General features: G+C 66.1%; 16 protein-coding genes. 12 read left to right on the forward strand and 4 right to left on the reverse strand.

Annotated features, from left to right (window positions below; all coding sequences use genetic code 11):
- Window positions 1–10: 10 nt before the first annotated feature.
- Window positions 11–784, reverse strand: coding sequence for an IclR family transcriptional regulator (locus tag ACXPWS_RS28645; protein ID WP_458709893.1), 774 nt, complete (start codon window positions 782–784; stop codon window positions 11–13).
- A gap of 162 nt (window positions 785–946) precedes the next feature.
- Here ACXPWS_RS28645 and ACXPWS_RS28650 point away from each other — a divergent pair, with 162 nt between their 5' ends.
- From ACXPWS_RS28650 to ACXPWS_RS28675, 6 genes are read left to right on the forward strand one after another with little or no spacing between them, the layout of a single operon-like run.
- A complete protein-coding gene (locus ACXPWS_RS28650; RefSeq protein WP_458709894.1) occupies window positions 947–2,440 on the forward strand; it encodes a mannitol dehydrogenase family protein in 1,494 nt (497 codons plus the stop codon).
- Window positions 2,437–3,465: an L-idonate 5-dehydrogenase gene (locus tag ACXPWS_RS28655; protein ID WP_458709895.1), complete on the forward strand. Its 1,029-nt coding sequence runs from the start codon at window positions 2,437–2,439 to the stop codon at window positions 3,463–3,465. Before ACXPWS_RS28650 ends, ACXPWS_RS28655 begins: the two co-directional genes overlap by 4 nt.
- A gap of 2 nt (window positions 3,466–3,467) precedes the next feature.
- Window positions 3,468–4,862, forward strand: a complete 1,395-nt coding sequence (locus ACXPWS_RS28660) for an MFS transporter (RefSeq protein WP_458709896.1) — start codon at window positions 3,468–3,470, stop codon at window positions 4,860–4,862.
- 37 nt (window positions 4,863–4,899) lie between these two features.
- On the forward strand, window positions 4,900–6,141 hold the full coding sequence (gene manD, locus ACXPWS_RS28665; protein WP_458709897.1) for a D-mannonate dehydratase ManD: 1,242 nt from the start codon (window positions 4,900–4,902) through the stop codon (window positions 6,139–6,141).
- Entirely contained in the window at window positions 6,131–6,787 is a 657-nt protein-coding gene (locus ACXPWS_RS28670; protein ID WP_458709898.1) for a bifunctional 4-hydroxy-2-oxoglutarate aldolase/2-dehydro-3-deoxy-phosphogluconate aldolase, read from the forward strand. The genes manD and ACXPWS_RS28670 overlap by 11 nt, the downstream gene beginning before the upstream one ends.
- Window positions 6,766–7,731 carry a sugar kinase gene (locus tag ACXPWS_RS28675; RefSeq protein WP_458709899.1) on the forward strand — a complete coding sequence of 322 codons (966 nt, stop codon included), beginning with the start codon at window positions 6,766–6,768 and terminating at the stop codon, window positions 7,729–7,731. The genes ACXPWS_RS28670 and ACXPWS_RS28675 overlap by 22 nt, the downstream gene beginning before the upstream one ends.
- Before the next feature lie 45 nt (window positions 7,732–7,776).
- Here the strand turns inward: ACXPWS_RS28675 and ACXPWS_RS28680 are convergent, their stop codons facing one another.
- Window positions 7,777–8,343, reverse strand: a complete 567-nt coding sequence (locus tag ACXPWS_RS28680; protein ID WP_458709900.1) for a TetR/AcrR family transcriptional regulator — start codon at window positions 8,341–8,343, stop codon at window positions 7,777–7,779.
- 144 nt (window positions 8,344–8,487) lie between these two features.
- On the opposite strand from ACXPWS_RS28680, the gene ACXPWS_RS28685 reads away from it, so the two are divergent.
- The 3 genes from ACXPWS_RS28685 (at window position 8,488) to ACXPWS_RS28695 (ending at window position 10,049) form a co-directional block, all read left to right on the forward strand.
- Entirely contained in the window at window positions 8,488–9,303 is an 816-nt protein-coding gene (locus ACXPWS_RS28685; RefSeq protein WP_458709901.1) for an oxidoreductase, read from the forward strand.
- Between the two features lie 45 nt (window positions 9,304–9,348).
- Entirely contained in the window at window positions 9,349–9,603 is a 255-nt protein-coding gene (locus tag ACXPWS_RS28690; RefSeq protein WP_458709902.1) for a hypothetical protein, read from the forward strand.
- Window positions 9,604–9,695: 92 nt separating this feature from the next.
- Window positions 9,696–10,049 (forward strand): DoxX family protein, encoded by a 354-nt coding sequence (locus ACXPWS_RS28695; protein ID WP_458709903.1) that lies wholly within the window; start codon window positions 9,696–9,698, stop codon window positions 10,047–10,049.
- A 42-nt stretch (window positions 10,050–10,091) separates the two neighbouring features.
- Here the strand turns inward: ACXPWS_RS28695 and ACXPWS_RS28700 are convergent, their stop codons facing one another.
- The gene (locus tag ACXPWS_RS28700; protein ID WP_458709904.1) at window positions 10,092–11,168 is read right to left on the reverse strand and encodes a phosphotransferase; all 1,077 of its coding nucleotides are present in this window, start codon (window positions 11,166–11,168) and stop codon (window positions 10,092–10,094) included.
- A gap of 114 nt (window positions 11,169–11,282) precedes the next feature.
- On the opposite strand from ACXPWS_RS28700, the gene ACXPWS_RS28705 reads away from it, so the two are divergent.
- Window positions 11,283–11,918, forward strand: a complete 636-nt coding sequence (locus ACXPWS_RS28705) for a TetR/AcrR family transcriptional regulator (RefSeq protein WP_458709905.1) — start codon at window positions 11,283–11,285, stop codon at window positions 11,916–11,918.
- 205 nt (window positions 11,919–12,123) lie between these two features.
- On the opposite strand, the gene ACXPWS_RS28710 is transcribed toward ACXPWS_RS28705, so the two are convergent.
- A complete protein-coding gene (locus tag ACXPWS_RS28710) occupies window positions 12,124–13,014 on the reverse strand; it encodes a TIGR03619 family F420-dependent LLM class oxidoreductase (RefSeq protein WP_458709906.1) in 891 nt (296 codons plus the stop codon).
- Between the two features lie 282 nt (window positions 13,015–13,296).
- Between ACXPWS_RS28710 and ACXPWS_RS28715 the strand changes: the two genes are divergently transcribed.
- Together ACXPWS_RS28715 and ACXPWS_RS28720 are read left to right on the forward strand one after the other, a co-directional pair.
- Window positions 13,297–14,046, forward strand: a complete 750-nt coding sequence (locus ACXPWS_RS28715; RefSeq protein ID WP_458709907.1) for an SDR family oxidoreductase — start codon at window positions 13,297–13,299, stop codon at window positions 14,044–14,046.
- Between the two features lie 67 nt (window positions 14,047–14,113).
- The gene (locus ACXPWS_RS28720; RefSeq protein ID WP_458709908.1) at window positions 14,114–14,953 is read left to right on the forward strand and encodes a helix-turn-helix transcriptional regulator; all 840 of its coding nucleotides are present in this window, start codon (window positions 14,114–14,116) and stop codon (window positions 14,951–14,953) included.
- Window positions 14,954–14,998 lie beyond the last annotated feature (45 nt).

The following is a 14,998-nucleotide window of genomic DNA, read 5'->3' on the forward strand; positions in this document are numbered from 1 at the left end:
GCCGCGGCGGTCACGGCTCGGCCGGGCCGGTGGTGGCCAGCGTGAATCCCGGTGGCGCCGAGACACTCAACATCTCGCGTAACCGGTTACCGAGTTTGTCGAGCCGGTCCGCACCCATCCGGCTGCTGGGGCCGGTGAGACTGACGGCGACAGGCAGGCCGGTGGGTCGTCTCAATGCCACACCCACACAGCAGATTCCCGCTTCGTTCTCTTCGCGCTCGGTGGCGAAGCCGTGCGCCCGGGCCTGCGTGACGGCTTGGGTGAACCGGTCGGCCACCACGGGGTCGGCGTTGGCGGTGTACGCCGACAACAGGGTGTCGCCCGCGCCTTCGGCGGCGATCATCGCCCGCCCGAGCGCTGTGGTGAGGACACTGACCTGGCGCCCCACCCGCGACCACACCCGGATGGTGCGGTCGGGTTCGACCTTGTCCAGATAGAGCACGTTGTGGCCATCCAGGATGCCCAGGTGCACCAGTTCCTGGGCCTCTCGGCAGATGGCGAGCAGCGCGGGGCGGAACAGCGTCGGCAGGTTCTCCTCGCGCAGGAACTGTTCGACCAACAGGGCGGGGCGGGATCCCAGCCGGTACCGCTGATTGGCGTCCTGCTCGGCGAATCCCCTGTGCTGCAGCGCCTGCAGGGTGCGATGCGCGGACGCCTTGTTGAGTCCGCTCGCCTCCACCACGTCGCGCAGCGCCATGCCGTCCGGACCGGCCTCGGCAAGTAATTCGATGAGCGCGAGGGCCTTGTCGACGCTGCCCACCGGGGATGCAGCCCTGTCGTCCATGATCACCGCCTCCCTCGCCGCCGCGTTATCCGAGAGCTTGGCATACCTACCGTGGTGAGCCTTGACACAACACCACCCGGCTGCCAAGGTAGTTCACATTACGATACGTACGGTTCATAATACGGAACGTATACGGAATACGACCCACTTGGGAGCGCAACGATGCGACGGCTGTCTCGCGACACCACTCCGGCCGGCACCCTGATCGGTGCCGCGGCGGGCGATTCGTCGGGCATCGTGCATCTGGGGCTGGGCAACTTTCACCGTGCCCACGCCGCGGTCTACACCGCGAACGCACTCGCCGAGCAGCCCGGCGACTGGGGAATCCACGGATTCGCCAACCGTTCGGCCGACGTCGTCTCGGCAATGCGCGCCCAGGACGGGCGGTACGCCATCCTGGAATACTCCGACCGCGGGCGCCGCGTCGGCATCGTCGATGTCCACCGCGGCCTGGGCGTGGTCGCCGATCAACGCGAGGCCTTCGTGGCGGCACTGGCCGATCCCGCCCACCGCATCCTCACGATGACCATCAGCGAGGTCGGCTACTGCCGCTCGCCGCGTACCGGAAACCTCGATCTGGACCTCGATGACGTCCGTGCGGACATCGCCGCCCCCGCTCACCCCCGCAGCACCATCGGGCTGATCGCTCGCGGCCTTGCCGTCCGCGCCGTCGGTGGCGCTCCGATGACGGTGCTGTCCTGCGACAACCTGCAGTCCAACGGGCAGGCCACCCAGGCCGTACTCACCGAGTTCCTGCACGCCAGCGGGGCATCCGAGGACGTCCTGGACTTCGTCGCCCACCAGGTCAGCTTCCCGAATTCGATGGTGGACCGCATCGTGCCGGCGACCACCGGCAAGACCAGTGCCGAGGTCGCCGAACTGATCGGTCTGGACGACCGGTGTCCGGTGCCCGCCGAGGACTTCAGCATGTGGGTACTGGAGGACAATTTCGCCGCCGGCCGGCCGGCCTGGGATCGGGCCGGTGCGGTCATGAGCGATGAGGTGCACGCCTACGAGCTGGTCAAGCTGCGGCTGCTCAACGGGTCACATTCGCTGATCGCGTATCTGGGCATCCTGGACGGCCGCGCGGGCATCGCGGATGCCTGGGCGCAGGATTTCATCCAGGACGCGGTGCGGGCCGGTATCGCCGCGGACTACCTGCCCACCATCGCCCTGCCGCGGGGATTCGACCCCGACACCTACCTCTCCTCGCTGGCGCACCGGTGGGCCAATGCCGATCTCGGCCACCGCACCTCCCAGGTCGGCACCGACGGTTCGGTGAAGCTCCTGCAGCGCATTCCCGAGCCCGCCCTGATCGCGCTGCACGCCGGGCGGGTACCGCACGTGCTGGCGCTGACGGTCGCCGGATGGATCTGCACGGTCGCGCCGCCTGCGGGTTTCGATCCCGGACCGTACGCGGCCGAGGTCCGTGAGCCCGCGCGACAGCGGCTCACCGACGTGACCCGAGCCGCGAAAGATCCACGCGAGCACGCAATGTCGGTGTTGCACAACGGTTTCCTTCCCGATGCCCTCACCGCGCACACCGCTTTCACCGACCGGGTTGCCGATCTCGTGCTGGCGATCACCCGGTCCGGGGTGCGCGCGGCCACCCGCGAGGCCACCGAAGCCGCCGTCGATGAGAGGAAGGTGCCATGAAAGCGCTTGCGATCCACGGCAAAGAGGACATTCGCTGGGAGGAGCGCGGTGTCCCCGTCCCGGCCGACGGCGAGATCCGGTTGCGGGTCAGCTACGTCGGCATCTGCGGTTCGGACCTGCACTACTACTTCCACGGCGCCAACGGTGAGAACGTGGTGCGCGAACCTTTCACCCCTGGCCACGAACTGTCCGGCGTAGTCGACCTCGACCCGTCCGGACGCTATCCGGCCGGCACCGCGGTGACGGTGCACCCCGCCCGGTACGGGCAACCGGTACCGGGTCTGGCCGACCGCCCCCATCTTCGCCCCGGTGGCGATTACCTCGGCAGTGCGGCCACCTTTCCGCACCGCCAAGGTGGTGCGGCCGAACTGCTGATCGTGGAAAGTCAGATGGTCCGTGCGCTGCCCGCCGGGCTGCCGCTGCGCCGCGCGGTGCTGGCCGAGCCACTCGCGGTGGCATTGCACGCGGTCGGACTGGCCGGTGACCTCACCGGCAAGCGCGTCCTGGTGATCGGGGCCGGTCCGATCGGTCTGCTGGTGGTGGCCGCCGCCGGGCACCGCGGCGCGACCGAGATCGGGGTGAGCGATCTGCGCCCGGAGCCATTGGCCAGAGCCGTCGCCCTCGGCGCCACCGAACCCGTTCTGGTCGGGCGGGACCCGATCGCCGACGAGTCCTACGACGTCATCTTCGAATGCTCCGGCGTCGGCGTCTCACTGACCCAGGCGGTGCGTGCGGCGCGCCGGGCCGGGACGGTTGTTCAGGTCGGAACGCTTGCCAACACCGAGATCTCGGTCAACCTGGCACCGATGCTGAGCAAGGAACTGAGGCTGCTGGGCGCGTTCCGCTTCGCCGGCGAGATCGACGACGCGATCGCCATGCTGGCCGACTCCGACCGCCTCGACGCGGTCATCTCGCACGTCATCCCGGCCGCCGGCGCCGTGGATGCCTTCACGTTGGCACGCGACGCCTCCGCGTCGGCCAAGGTCCTATTGGCGCTCCGGCCCGACACTCACCACGAGGGATGACAATGACCACTGCTCACGAACCGCAGGCCCCGGCTCGACCCCCGGCCGCCGAGCGCTCCCTGGCCGACCTGGTACGCGCCGCCGTATCCGGATGGCTCGGTACCGCACTGGAATTCATGGACTTCCAGCTGTATTCGCTGGCCGCCGCGCTGGTGTTCAGCCAGTTGTTCTTCTCCGGCGAAAGCGCGGGGATGGCGGTGGTGCTGTCGATGGCAACCTATGGCGTCGGCTACATCGCCCGGCCACTGGGAGCGGTGTTCTTCGGCCGCCTCGGTGACCGGATCGGCCGGCGAAAGGTGTTGTTCTACACCATCGCGTTGATGGGCGCGGCGACGACACTGATCGGCGTGCTGCCCACGTATCACCAGGTGGGCATGTTGGCACCGATCCTGCTGGTGGTCCTGCGCTTGATGCAGGGCTTCGGCGCGGGCGCCGAAATCAGCGGCGCCGGAGTCATGCTCGCCGAATACGCGCCCCCGCACCGACGGGGATTCGTCGCCTCCCTGGTGGGATTGGGCACCAACTGCGGCACCCTGTTCGCCTCGGCGATCTGGGCCATCCTGCTCGGCACGCTGGTCGAAAGCGATGTCATCGCCTGGGGCTGGCGCATTCCGTTCATCACCAGCGCCGTGGTGATGGTGTTCGCGGTGTGGATTCGGTTGAACCTCAAGGAGAGCCCGGTCTTCGAGGAGCGTGAGGACGTCGTCGACGGGCGGGCGCTGTCCCGCGAGGAGCTCCTTGCGCAGGCCACCCAGCACGCCGACACCCGCACCTTGGCGGCCATGCAGCGTAAACCCATCAAGGCGCTGCTGGTGTCGTTCTTCCTGCGGTTCGGTCAGGCCGGCAACTCCGGCTTGATCCAGACCTACCTGATCTCGTTCATGACGTTGACGCTGGCCTTGCAGAAGAGTCTCAGCGCCAACGTCGTCATCGTGTCCTCACTCGTCGGCTTCATCACCATCCCTTTGGTCGGTTGGCTCGGTGACCGAGTGGGCCGGCGCCGGATGTACATCATCGTGATGTCCGCGGCGCTGGTGGTGATCGTCCCGGCCATGCTGGCCATCGATTCCAAGAATCTGGTCTGGGTGTTCGTCGGGTACGTCGTCTTGCACAATGTCGCGGTGCTCAGCCCGGCATCGCTGGAGAACGTCTCCATCCCGGAGATCTTCGGCGCCCGCAATCGCTACACCCTGACCGCGATCGTCCGTGAGATCGCCGCGGTGATCGCCACCGGCATCGGTCCCGTGGTGGTCGCGGCGTGGGTCGCCGCGGTCACCGGAAGCCCGGTGCCGATCATGGTGATGCTGGGCCTGTATTCACTGGCGGCGCTGATCGCGGCGATATGGGCCAAGGATTGGACAGGACGCGACCTGACCGATCCGCTCCCGGCGATGTGACCGAGCCGAACATGGACCAGCGCAACGAAAGAAAACAATGAGCATCGAGAAGATCGACGTCAACGTCTGCAGTCCGGGCCGCAACTTCGTCACCCTCAAGATCGTCACCAGTGACGGCGTCATCGGATGGGGTGACGCGACCCTCAACGGACGTGAACTGGCCGTCGCGGCCTACCTGTCCGAGCACCTGGCCTCCACTCTCATCGGACGCGACGAGGACCGCATCGAGGACACCTGGCAGTACCTCTACCGCGGCGCGTACTGGCGCCGCGGTCCGGTCACCATGGCCGCGATCGCCGCCGTGGACATGGCGTTGTGGGATATCAAGGCCAAGAAGGCCGGGGTGCCGCTGTACCAACTGCTCGGCGGCGCAAGCCGGGACAGCATCCGGGTGTACGGGCATGCGTCCGGACCCGACTACGCCGCCCTCAAAGATGCCATCACCGGTTACGTCGAGGCGGGCTACACCGCGGTGCGGGTGCAGACCGGTATTCCAGGCCTCGGTCAGATCTACGGCGTGGCCACCAACAAACCCGGTACCCGCTACGACTACGAGCCGGCCCACCGCGGTCCCGGCGGGGGCGCGGCGACCGCGCCGATCGAGGAAACCTGGGACACCCGCGCCTATCTGACCCACATGCCGGGTGTGTTCGCCAAGATCCGCGAAGATTTCGGCAGCCAGGTGCGGATCCTGCACGACGGACATCACCGGATGACCCCCATCGAGGCCGCCAGGTTCGCCAAAGATGTTGAGCCATATGACCTTTTCTGGCTGGAGGATTGCACCCCCGCCGAGGATCAGGACGCGTTGCGGTTGGTACGCCGGCATTCGACGACACCACTGGCCATCGGCGAGGTGTTCAACTCGGTATACGACTACCAGACGCTGATCACCGAGCGGCTCATCGACTACGTGCGTTCCGCGGTCACCCACACCGGCGGGGTCACGGCCATGAAGAAGCTGCTGGACTTCGCCGGGATCTACGGGATCAGGTCGGGCATGCACGGGCCCACCGATATCTCGCCGGTGGGAATGGCCGCGGCGCTGCACCTGGATCTGGCGATCCACAACTTCGGCATCCAGGAGTACATGCCGCACAACGACACCACCCTCGAGGTGTTCCAGACGTCGTACTCCTTCGACCGGGGATTCCTGCATCCTGGGGACGCGCCCGGCCTCGGTGTCGAGCTGGATGAGGACGCGGCGGCCGGATTCACCTATACCGCCGCCTACCTTCCGGTGAACCGGCTGCAGGACGGGACGGTTCATGACTGGTGACACGTTGACGCGCTTGACCATTCCGGCGCGCACGGCGGCCACCAAACTGATCGTCGTGGTGCGCGCACCCGATGCCGCCGATTACGACCGCGTCCTCGACGTCCTCGTCGGCGCCGGGATCGGCAGTGTCGAGTTGACGCTGACGACGCCGGGCACCCTGGAGCGGTTGCCCTATCTGTTGGACCGTTTCGGCGACGCCGCGGACATCGGCGTGGGTACCGTCACCGACCGCGAGCAGCTGGCGGCCGCCGTCGAGGCCGGCGCGCACTATCTGGTGACTCCGATCACCGACGCCGCCCTGGTGGCGGGTGCGCACCGCGCCGGAGTGCCGATCGTGCCGGGCGGGCTGACCCCGACCGAGCTGTTCGCCGCGTGGCAGGCAGGGGCGGCGGCGGTGAAGATCTTCCCGGCCAACCTGGTCGGCGCCGGCTACGTCAAGGACCTGCGCGGCCCGTTCCCCGACATCGCCGTGGTGCCATCGGGCGGTGTCGACCTGGACAACGCCGTGGCGTGGCTGGCGGCCGGGGCCGCAGCGGTCAGCGTGGGCGGCCCGCTGCTCGGCGATGCGGTGCGCGGCGGCGACCTCGGTGCACTGCGCGAGCGCGCGGTGGCCTTCGTCACGGCGTGCGGATCGGCGGCGCCGTGACGCCGCGGGTCGCCACCCTCGGCGAGACGATGGCGCTCATGCGCACCCGCGATATCGGTTCCCTGCGGCACGTCTCGGACCTGATTCTGGGTATCGGCGGCGCGGAGAGCAACGTGGCAATCGGGCTGCAGCGCTTGGGTGTGGACGCGCAGTGGCTCGGCCGTGTCGGTGATGACCCCCTGGGCGAGCGGGTCGCCCGGGAGATCCGGGCCGAAGGGGTCGCGGTGCACGGAGTCGTCGACCGCGACGCTCCGACGGGGCTGATGCTCAAGGAACGCCCGACGACGAGTTCCACCGCGGTGCTCTACTACCGCAGCGGCTCCGCGGGCTCGCGACTGCGGCCCGAGGATCTACCGCCGGGCTGGGTCGAGCGAGCGTCGGTGCTGCACGTCTCGGGTATCACCGCATTACTGTCCGACAGTGCGCGGGAATGCATGCAGGCCGCACTCGACCACGCGCGCACGGCCGGTGTGCGCGTCAGTTTCGACGTGAACTACCGCGCCAGCTTGGCACCGGCCGATGTCGCCGGGCCGCTGCTGCGCAAGTTCGCCGAGCAGGCCGATATCGTGTTCGGCGGGCCCGAGGAACTGCAGTTGCTGCACCCGGATTCCAGCGCGGCGGAAGCCGCGCAGCGGCTGGTGCAATCCGGCCGGGGTGAGGTGGTGCTGAAGCTGGGCGCCGAAGGCGCAGCCGCCTACCTGCCGGACGATCATCTGCACAGTGCCGGATTCACCGTCGACGTGGTCGATACCGTCGGCGCCGGTGATGCTTTCGTCGCGGGTTACCTCAGCGGACTGCTGCAGGGGCTGACCGTGCCGCAACGGCTGCGCCGGGCCAACGCCTGCGGGGCCATGCTGTGCATGACCCCGGGCGACTGGGAATCAAGCCCCACGCTCGACGACGTCGACCGGTTCTGTGCGGGTGGAGATCCTGTCTTGCGGTAGCTCGGTGACGCGGCAGCCGTGACCGTCCCAACGACGGCTGAAGGCTCAACGGTGCGGCCCGCCGCCGTACAGCAGTGTGTCGATCACCAGCGTGGCGAGGGGATCGGTATCTTGTTCTCCTCCAGCGCTTTTGACGATTGCTTCGCCGAGCAAGGCGTAATACACCTGCCGCAACCAACCCAGGTCGGCGGAGTCGGCCAGCAGGCCCTCACGTTGCGCGCGGGCCAGTAGTTCGACGGTGTGCGCGTCGATGTCGGCCCAGATGGTGGCGGCGGCATCGCTGAGAGACGTGTGATGGGTGAGGGTGAACCGCCACGCGCTCTTGACCCGCAGAACGTTCGCCGTCACCCGGTAGAGCGCGATCAGGGCGGGCGCCGAGTTGGGCCGGCCTTCCTCGATCGCCTCGAGAAGCTGCTGCATGGCAGAGACCGACAGCGCCTCCAGTAGCGCCTGCCGGTTGGCGAACCGGCGGTGCACGGTGATTCTGGTGAGGCCTGCCGCCTCGGCGATCCGCTCCATCGAGGCATTCGCGTCCTCGGCGAGCACGCGCTCAGCCGCTTCCAGAATCGCGCGCACACTGCGCTCGGCGTCTGCCCGTAGCGCGCGCGCCATGCCACTCCCATCGATTCAGGTTCCCAGCTGCCGAAATGCTACCCAGATGTCAGCAATGGAACATTAACAACTACATCAATGTTGCAGTTTACGCGTTATTAGATACAGTGAAGCATCATTTCAACGACCATCGGAGGTACCGACATGACATCCGAACAACGGGTCGCCCTCGTCACGGGCGCCGCCACGGGAATCGGCAACGCCACCGCACTTGCGCTTGCCGACGCCGGTTACCAAGTGATCGGCACCAGCCGCAAGACGTCCAGTCAGGCACCCTCCGACAGGGTGACGTTCATCAACCTCGATGTGGCCCGTGACGACTCGGTCGCCGCGGCAGTCGCCGAGGTCATTCAGCGGTTCGGGCGGATCGACCTACTGGTGAACAACGCCGGTGTGGGATCCACCGGCGCCGCCGAAGACAGCTCCGTGGCGCAGGATCAAGACGCCTTCAACATCAACGTCTTCGGCACCATCCGGATGATCAAGGCGGTCCTGCCTCACATGCGCACCCAGGGCGGTGGGCGCATCGTCAACGTGTCCTCGGTGGTGGGCTTCATCCCGCTGCCCTACATGGCCATCTACGCGGCCTCCAAACACGCGATCGAGGGCTACTCCTGGTCGCTCGATCACGAGGTCCGCGAATATGGAATACGCGTCTTGCTGGTCGAACCTCCTTGGACCAAAACGGGTTTCGACGCCAACAGCATTCAGCCAGACCGCCCCGTCAGTGCCTACGACGCGGGACGCAAAGTCGCCCAACAGGTGATCGCCGACGGAGTCAACAAGGGTGCAGACCCTGCCGTCGTCGCCCGTGCCATCGTCACCGCTGCCACCGACAAGAAGCCGAAACTGCGATATCCCGCGGGCTCGCGCGCCCGGCTGGTCAGCAAGCTGCGCCGCTTCATGCCCGAAGGCGCCTTCGACCAGCAGATGCGCAAACTCAATCGGCTCGCCGGCTGAACCAGAAGACAATCGCGATCCCCCACTTGGACGACAGGAGTCAGCATGTACTTTTTCGTCACCGCCACGATGAACGATCCCGACAGCGGAACAGATCTCCGGGATGAGGAGTCTCGGATCCTCAAGGAGCTGCGTGCTGAAGGCGTAGTGGTCTCGGCGTACCTACGGACCGACGGACTGGGCCTGGTGGGCATCGTGCAGGGCGCCAACCTTGCCGATGTCCGGACCAATCTGGGGCGCCTGCCTTTCGTCGCGAACGGCCTGATGGCCTTCGAGTATGTCGAGATCGTGCCGCTATGAGGGAAGGTCACCGCATCCCTGGGCACTGGACCACCGGCCGCTAATGGGACTACAGTCCGGTTAGTATCGCTGTCCAGCCGACCGGAGATCTCATGCACATCGCCCTCATCATCCTTTCCGCACTCCTTGCGATCGTCCTGCTCGGATCTGCCGTCGCCAAACTCGCCAAGGCCGCGCCCATCCTGGAATCCATGTCCACCGTGGGCGTCCCGCAAAAAGCGCTTCCGCTCCTCGCGGCGGCGGAGATTGCCGGTGCCGTCGGTTTGATCGCCGGATTCGCCTGGTGGCCAATCGGTGTCGCCGCCGCCATCGGCGTCGTCCTCTACTTTGTCGGCGCCGTGATCTCCCACCTTCGAGTGCGCGATTTCGCCAATGTCGCACCCGCCGGCGTACTGGGACTACTCGCCGTCGGTGAACTGGTGTTGCTCTTTGCCACCCGTTCCTGACGGTCCTCGCCCGGGCCGATCATCACGGACGGGTGAGAACGTCTAGGCGGTGATCGCGGCGAGCGCGGACTTGGTGTCCAGGTCGGCGTACGCGGCCGCGTAGCGCTGGGCCAACGTGACTGCGACCTCGGCGCTCTGCCACAGGCCGCCATCGGCACTGGCCGTACACAGCCACAGCGTCAGACCGTGCGCCACCGAGGCGCGATAGCGCAACCAGACCTCGTCCATCGTCGGCATCTCATCAGCGGGCAACGCCAGTGCGTCGCGATACTCGGCGAGTAGGTCGCGTTCGTGCGCGCGGCGATCCGCAATCGTCAAGGCTCCCTGCAGGAAATAGCCCACGTCGAGTGAAAAGCTGCCTCGCCGGGCGACCTGCCAGTCAAGGAATCCGACCTCGCCGCCGGGAAGGACATAGGTGTTGCCGATGTGCGGGTCGCCGTGCAGCAGCGTCTGGGGAGATGCGGTCAACGTCGTGATGTAGGGCTTCCAGATCGACTCGATGAGGTCACCGATGCTCAACGCCATGACGTCCTCAGGAGCGTCGTCGCCGAGCCGCTCAAGGGCCGACGGCAGCGGTGCGTACTGCATTCCATCCCACGGTACAAACGGTTCGAGCCAGCCGAGTGCCGGATTCTCAAGGACGCGCTGCCCCCAATACCGGCCATGCAGGCGACCCAGACCGCGGATACCCGATGCCGCCTGTTCCACGGACAACGGCCGGGTGGAGTCACGCGGGTCGGCGTGCCGTGCGTTCAGGTCCTCCATGACCATGAAGAAGTCATACGTGTCTTCGTCGATCAGCGCGGTGTAGACCATCGGATGTTCCAGCGGCAGAATGACACCCGAATTGAACAGTCGCGGCTCGTGGAACATGCCGCTGGTCATGCGGATGAGCTCCTTGTGTGCAGGGTCGGCGGCTTTCACGAACACCGTTGCCGGGCCGGTGCCCGCCGAATACGTCAAGCCCAACCGGGCACGCCGGTTCGTGCCGTCGTCGCGCAGCTCGACTGTCACGTTGTCGACAGTGGCACCGGGATGGCGCTCCGCCAGCGCCGTCGACATCCAGGCCGGCGTGAGTTCGCCCCAGCTCGCGGGCACCTGTAATGCGGGCGTGGTCATCGACGACCCCTTTCTTCGCGACGCACGTGTCGTCTAGGTTACGACACGCAGCGTGTCGTAACTGTCAAGTTATCGTATTCACCGACTTGAGGCGATCCCGCCTAAGCTCGGCGGATGCCCGACGAGCGCGGCGGTAGGCCGCGAGACGCCCAGTTGGACCAGGCCATCCTGGAGGCCGCCCGGGAACTTCTCGCTGTCGACAGCTACGCATCTCTGTCCATGGAAAGCGTCGCCGTTCGCGCACAGGTGGGCAAGAAAACGCTCTACCGCCGATGGCCGTCCAAAGCGTCGTTGGTGGCCGAAGCGGTGCTGAATGCGTATGGGCGGGACGGATCATTCACCGTTCCCGACACCGGAGACATTCGCGCCGACTTGCAGTCATGGCTGACCGAACATGCCGACTTCATCGCCGAACCGTCGAACGCTGCTCTGATCCGAGCACTCATCGCTGCGGCGGCGTCGAATCCGTCCGACAAGAACGCTCTCTACGAACGCTTGAGTGCCCCGCAGCACGCCGGATTGATGACACGTCTGGGCCGTGCTGCCGAGGCAGGGGAGGTTCGTGCCGATGCCGAACTCGGCGTAATCGCCACCGCGCTCATCGGCGCCCTGTTGCTGAATGTGTTGACCGACATGACAAGCGATGAGCCCGGGACCCGTTTCGACGGGCTGCTGGACGTGATCCTGACCGGCGCGTCCGGCACCGGCGGTGTCGTTCCGCGGGCTGCGCGACGAAGTGACACTCCCTGACCCGTAGTCCATCTCGTTCGACTTGCCTAGGCAACGACAATTTCCATTGCCCGACATGCCGGCGGCGACCGGCGGCTCACCTCGACCTCCAGTCGGTGGCCTGTTCGAATGCGTGCGCATCGATCGCCCCGTATACCTCCACGTTTCCCAGGATGGCGGCGCGTGGGTACAGAACGGGCATCGACCGGTACACAAGGCGCTCGCCCTAGCCGAAAACTTGCACAACCTTGCGAAGGCTCTCCAGCATCTTCCACTGGATGTCTGGGGCTACTGAGGGAAGTGTCAGCAGTACGCGGCGGAAGCCCATCGCATAGAGCTCGTCGATGCGGCGCTTGAGTGCGTCGCTGTCACTTGCACTGTCGTAGTCGGCCAAGGGATGTGTGATGACCGTACGATCCAGATCATCGAGCGACCGGCCCTTGGCTGCCATGTGAGCGCGCAGGCCCTCCACCAGTCCTGGCATGGCCTCGCCTTGATCCACCGGCAGCCAACCGTCGCCGTATTCGGCGATGCGACGGAACGCGAACGGGCCTGAAGCACCAATCATGATGGGGAGGCGAGCACCGGTGATCGGCTTGGGGCCGCACCACATCGGCGGGAAATGGATGAAGTCGCCCTCAAAGGCCGCTACTTCGTTGCCCCAGATTTCGCGCATCGCCAGCACAGTCTCCCGCACCACCTTCCATCGGTCCTTGAACGTCACGCCGTAGTCCGCCATCTCCTCGGCGCTCCACCCGCCGCCGACTCCCACCAGGACACGCCCGCCGGACATTCGATCCAGTGTCGAGAGCATCTTCGCCAGCCGGATCGGATGATGTTCTGCGACGAGTAATACCGATGTTCCCAACCTCAGCGTGGTGCTCGCCGCCGCGACGCTCATGAGCGAAAGCAACGGGTCATACAGTTCTTTGAACGCTTCAGGAATCTCTGAGTAGCTCTTGCGCTCGGACCTGAGGTCTACCGGAATGTGGGTATGTTCACCGAACCACAGCGATTCAAAACCATTGGTTTCCAACCAACTTCCCAGCACATTGGGCGCGAGGGTATTCGCTGTCACCGCCGCGGCAATGCCGAACATGGGTTGGTCGTTCGTCATCACACGCTCCCTGTTGGGTGGTTTCACACGCAGTTGAATCCCGGCATGTCGCCGACGACGTTGAAATGCTCACTCTCGTGCACGGCCCCGATTGGGTTCGATCTTCGAAGCCCGACCGGGCACATCCGTTCTGTGCAAACGATGATGTACAACAACATATTTCAGATCACGGAAACAGAGACCGCCGATCCATGGATAAACCTTCCTACCCGCTCAGCGGCGGTCGGCCATACATTCGAGACTCCGGGCACTCACGCCCGTCACCTCGAGGAGCAGAAACCCATGAAGCTGACCGGCAACACGATCCTGATCACTGGCGCAACCTCGGGCATCGGGCTCGGTCTGGCCGTGCGCCTGCACGAGGCCGGCAACAAGGTGATCGTCGCCGGACGGCGCAAGCAGCTCCTCGACGACATCGCGGCTGAGCACCCGGGCATCGACACGCTGGTCCTGGATGTCGCGGACCCCGACTCGATCGCGCGGGCCAGTGAGACCGTGGCCACGAGCCACCCGGGGCTCAACGGCTTGATCAACAACGCCGGCATCATGCTCAAGGAGAACCTGCTCGACCCGGCCAGCCTCCCGGTCGCCGAGGGTGAGATCACGACCAATCTGCTCGGCACGATCCGGATGACGTACGCCTTCCTGCCGCTGTTGGTGGGTAAGGACGACGCGGTCGTGCTGAACGTCACCTCGTCGTTGGCGTTCGTACCGTTCCCGATCACCCCGACGTACAACGCCACCAAAGCCGCCCTGCACTCGTTCTCCGAGAGCCTGCGTATCCAGCTCGCCGGTGCCGACGCCGGTGTCCAGGTGATCGAGGTCGTCCCGCCGAGTGTGCGCACGACCCTGCTCGATCAACAGGACGACGACCAGGCCATGCCGTTGGACGACTTCCTCACCGAGACCCTCGACCTGCTTCGGGCGGATCCCGAGGCAAGGGAGCTCGTCGTCGAGCGCGCCAAGTTCCTCCGCGACGCGCCCGCCAACGGTTCCTACGACAATGTCCTCGCCATGCTCAGCGAATACTGACCGGTCCTGCACAGCCATGGATCGGCGGTCTCTGGCTAGCCGGGCGGAATGCGTCCACGATGAGAGCGTGGACCACAAGGCACTGGCGGCATTCCTGCGTCACCGGCGTGAAATGTTGCGCCCCCGTGACGTCGGCCTGGTTGAGGGGCCACGCAGGCGTACCCAGGGGCTACGCCGCGAGGAAGTCGCACAACTGGCCGGGATGTCCACCGACTACTACGCGCGGCTGGAACAGCAGCGCGCTCCGCAGCCCTCAGTCCAGATCACCGCTGCCTTGGCCCGGGCGCTGCGGCTGACGCTGGATGAAAGCGACCATCTGTTCGCCCTCATCGGACATAACGCCCCAGCCCGCTTTCAACCGTTCGAACATGTCAGCCCGGCACTGTTGCGGGTCTTGGACCGCCTGCACGACACTCCGGCCATGGTGCACAGCGACCTGATCGACACCCTCGCGATGAACCCGCTGGCGGTGGCGCTGCTCGGCGACCAGACCCGCCACACCGGGCTGGCCCGCAGCGGCTTCTACCGGTGGTTCATGGACCCCGCCGAACGCCTGTGGTTTCCCGAGGAAGCCCACGAAAGCCACGGCCGCGCCCATGCGGCGCGTCTGCGGGCAGCGCTGACATCCGGCAGCGATACCGCTCGGGCCGCCCGAATACTCGCCGAACTCACGGCGCACAGCCCGGAGTTCGTGCGGATGTGGGAACTTCAGGAGGTCGCTCAGCGCTACGGTGACTGCAAGACGATCATGCATCCAGAACTCGGCCGCATCGATGTCGACGCCCAGATCCTGTACACCGACAACCGCGCCCAGGCTCTGGTCGTACTGACCACTCAGCCGGGCACCGAAAGCCACACGAAACTCGAACTGCTCTCCGTCATCGGACACCAGCAGCTCGCCCCTTAGCGGCTACGACGCCGTGATCGCGTCTACCACGGCCGTGCCCACACT

This window comes from Mycobacterium sp. BMJ-28 (genome assembly GCF_054404835.1).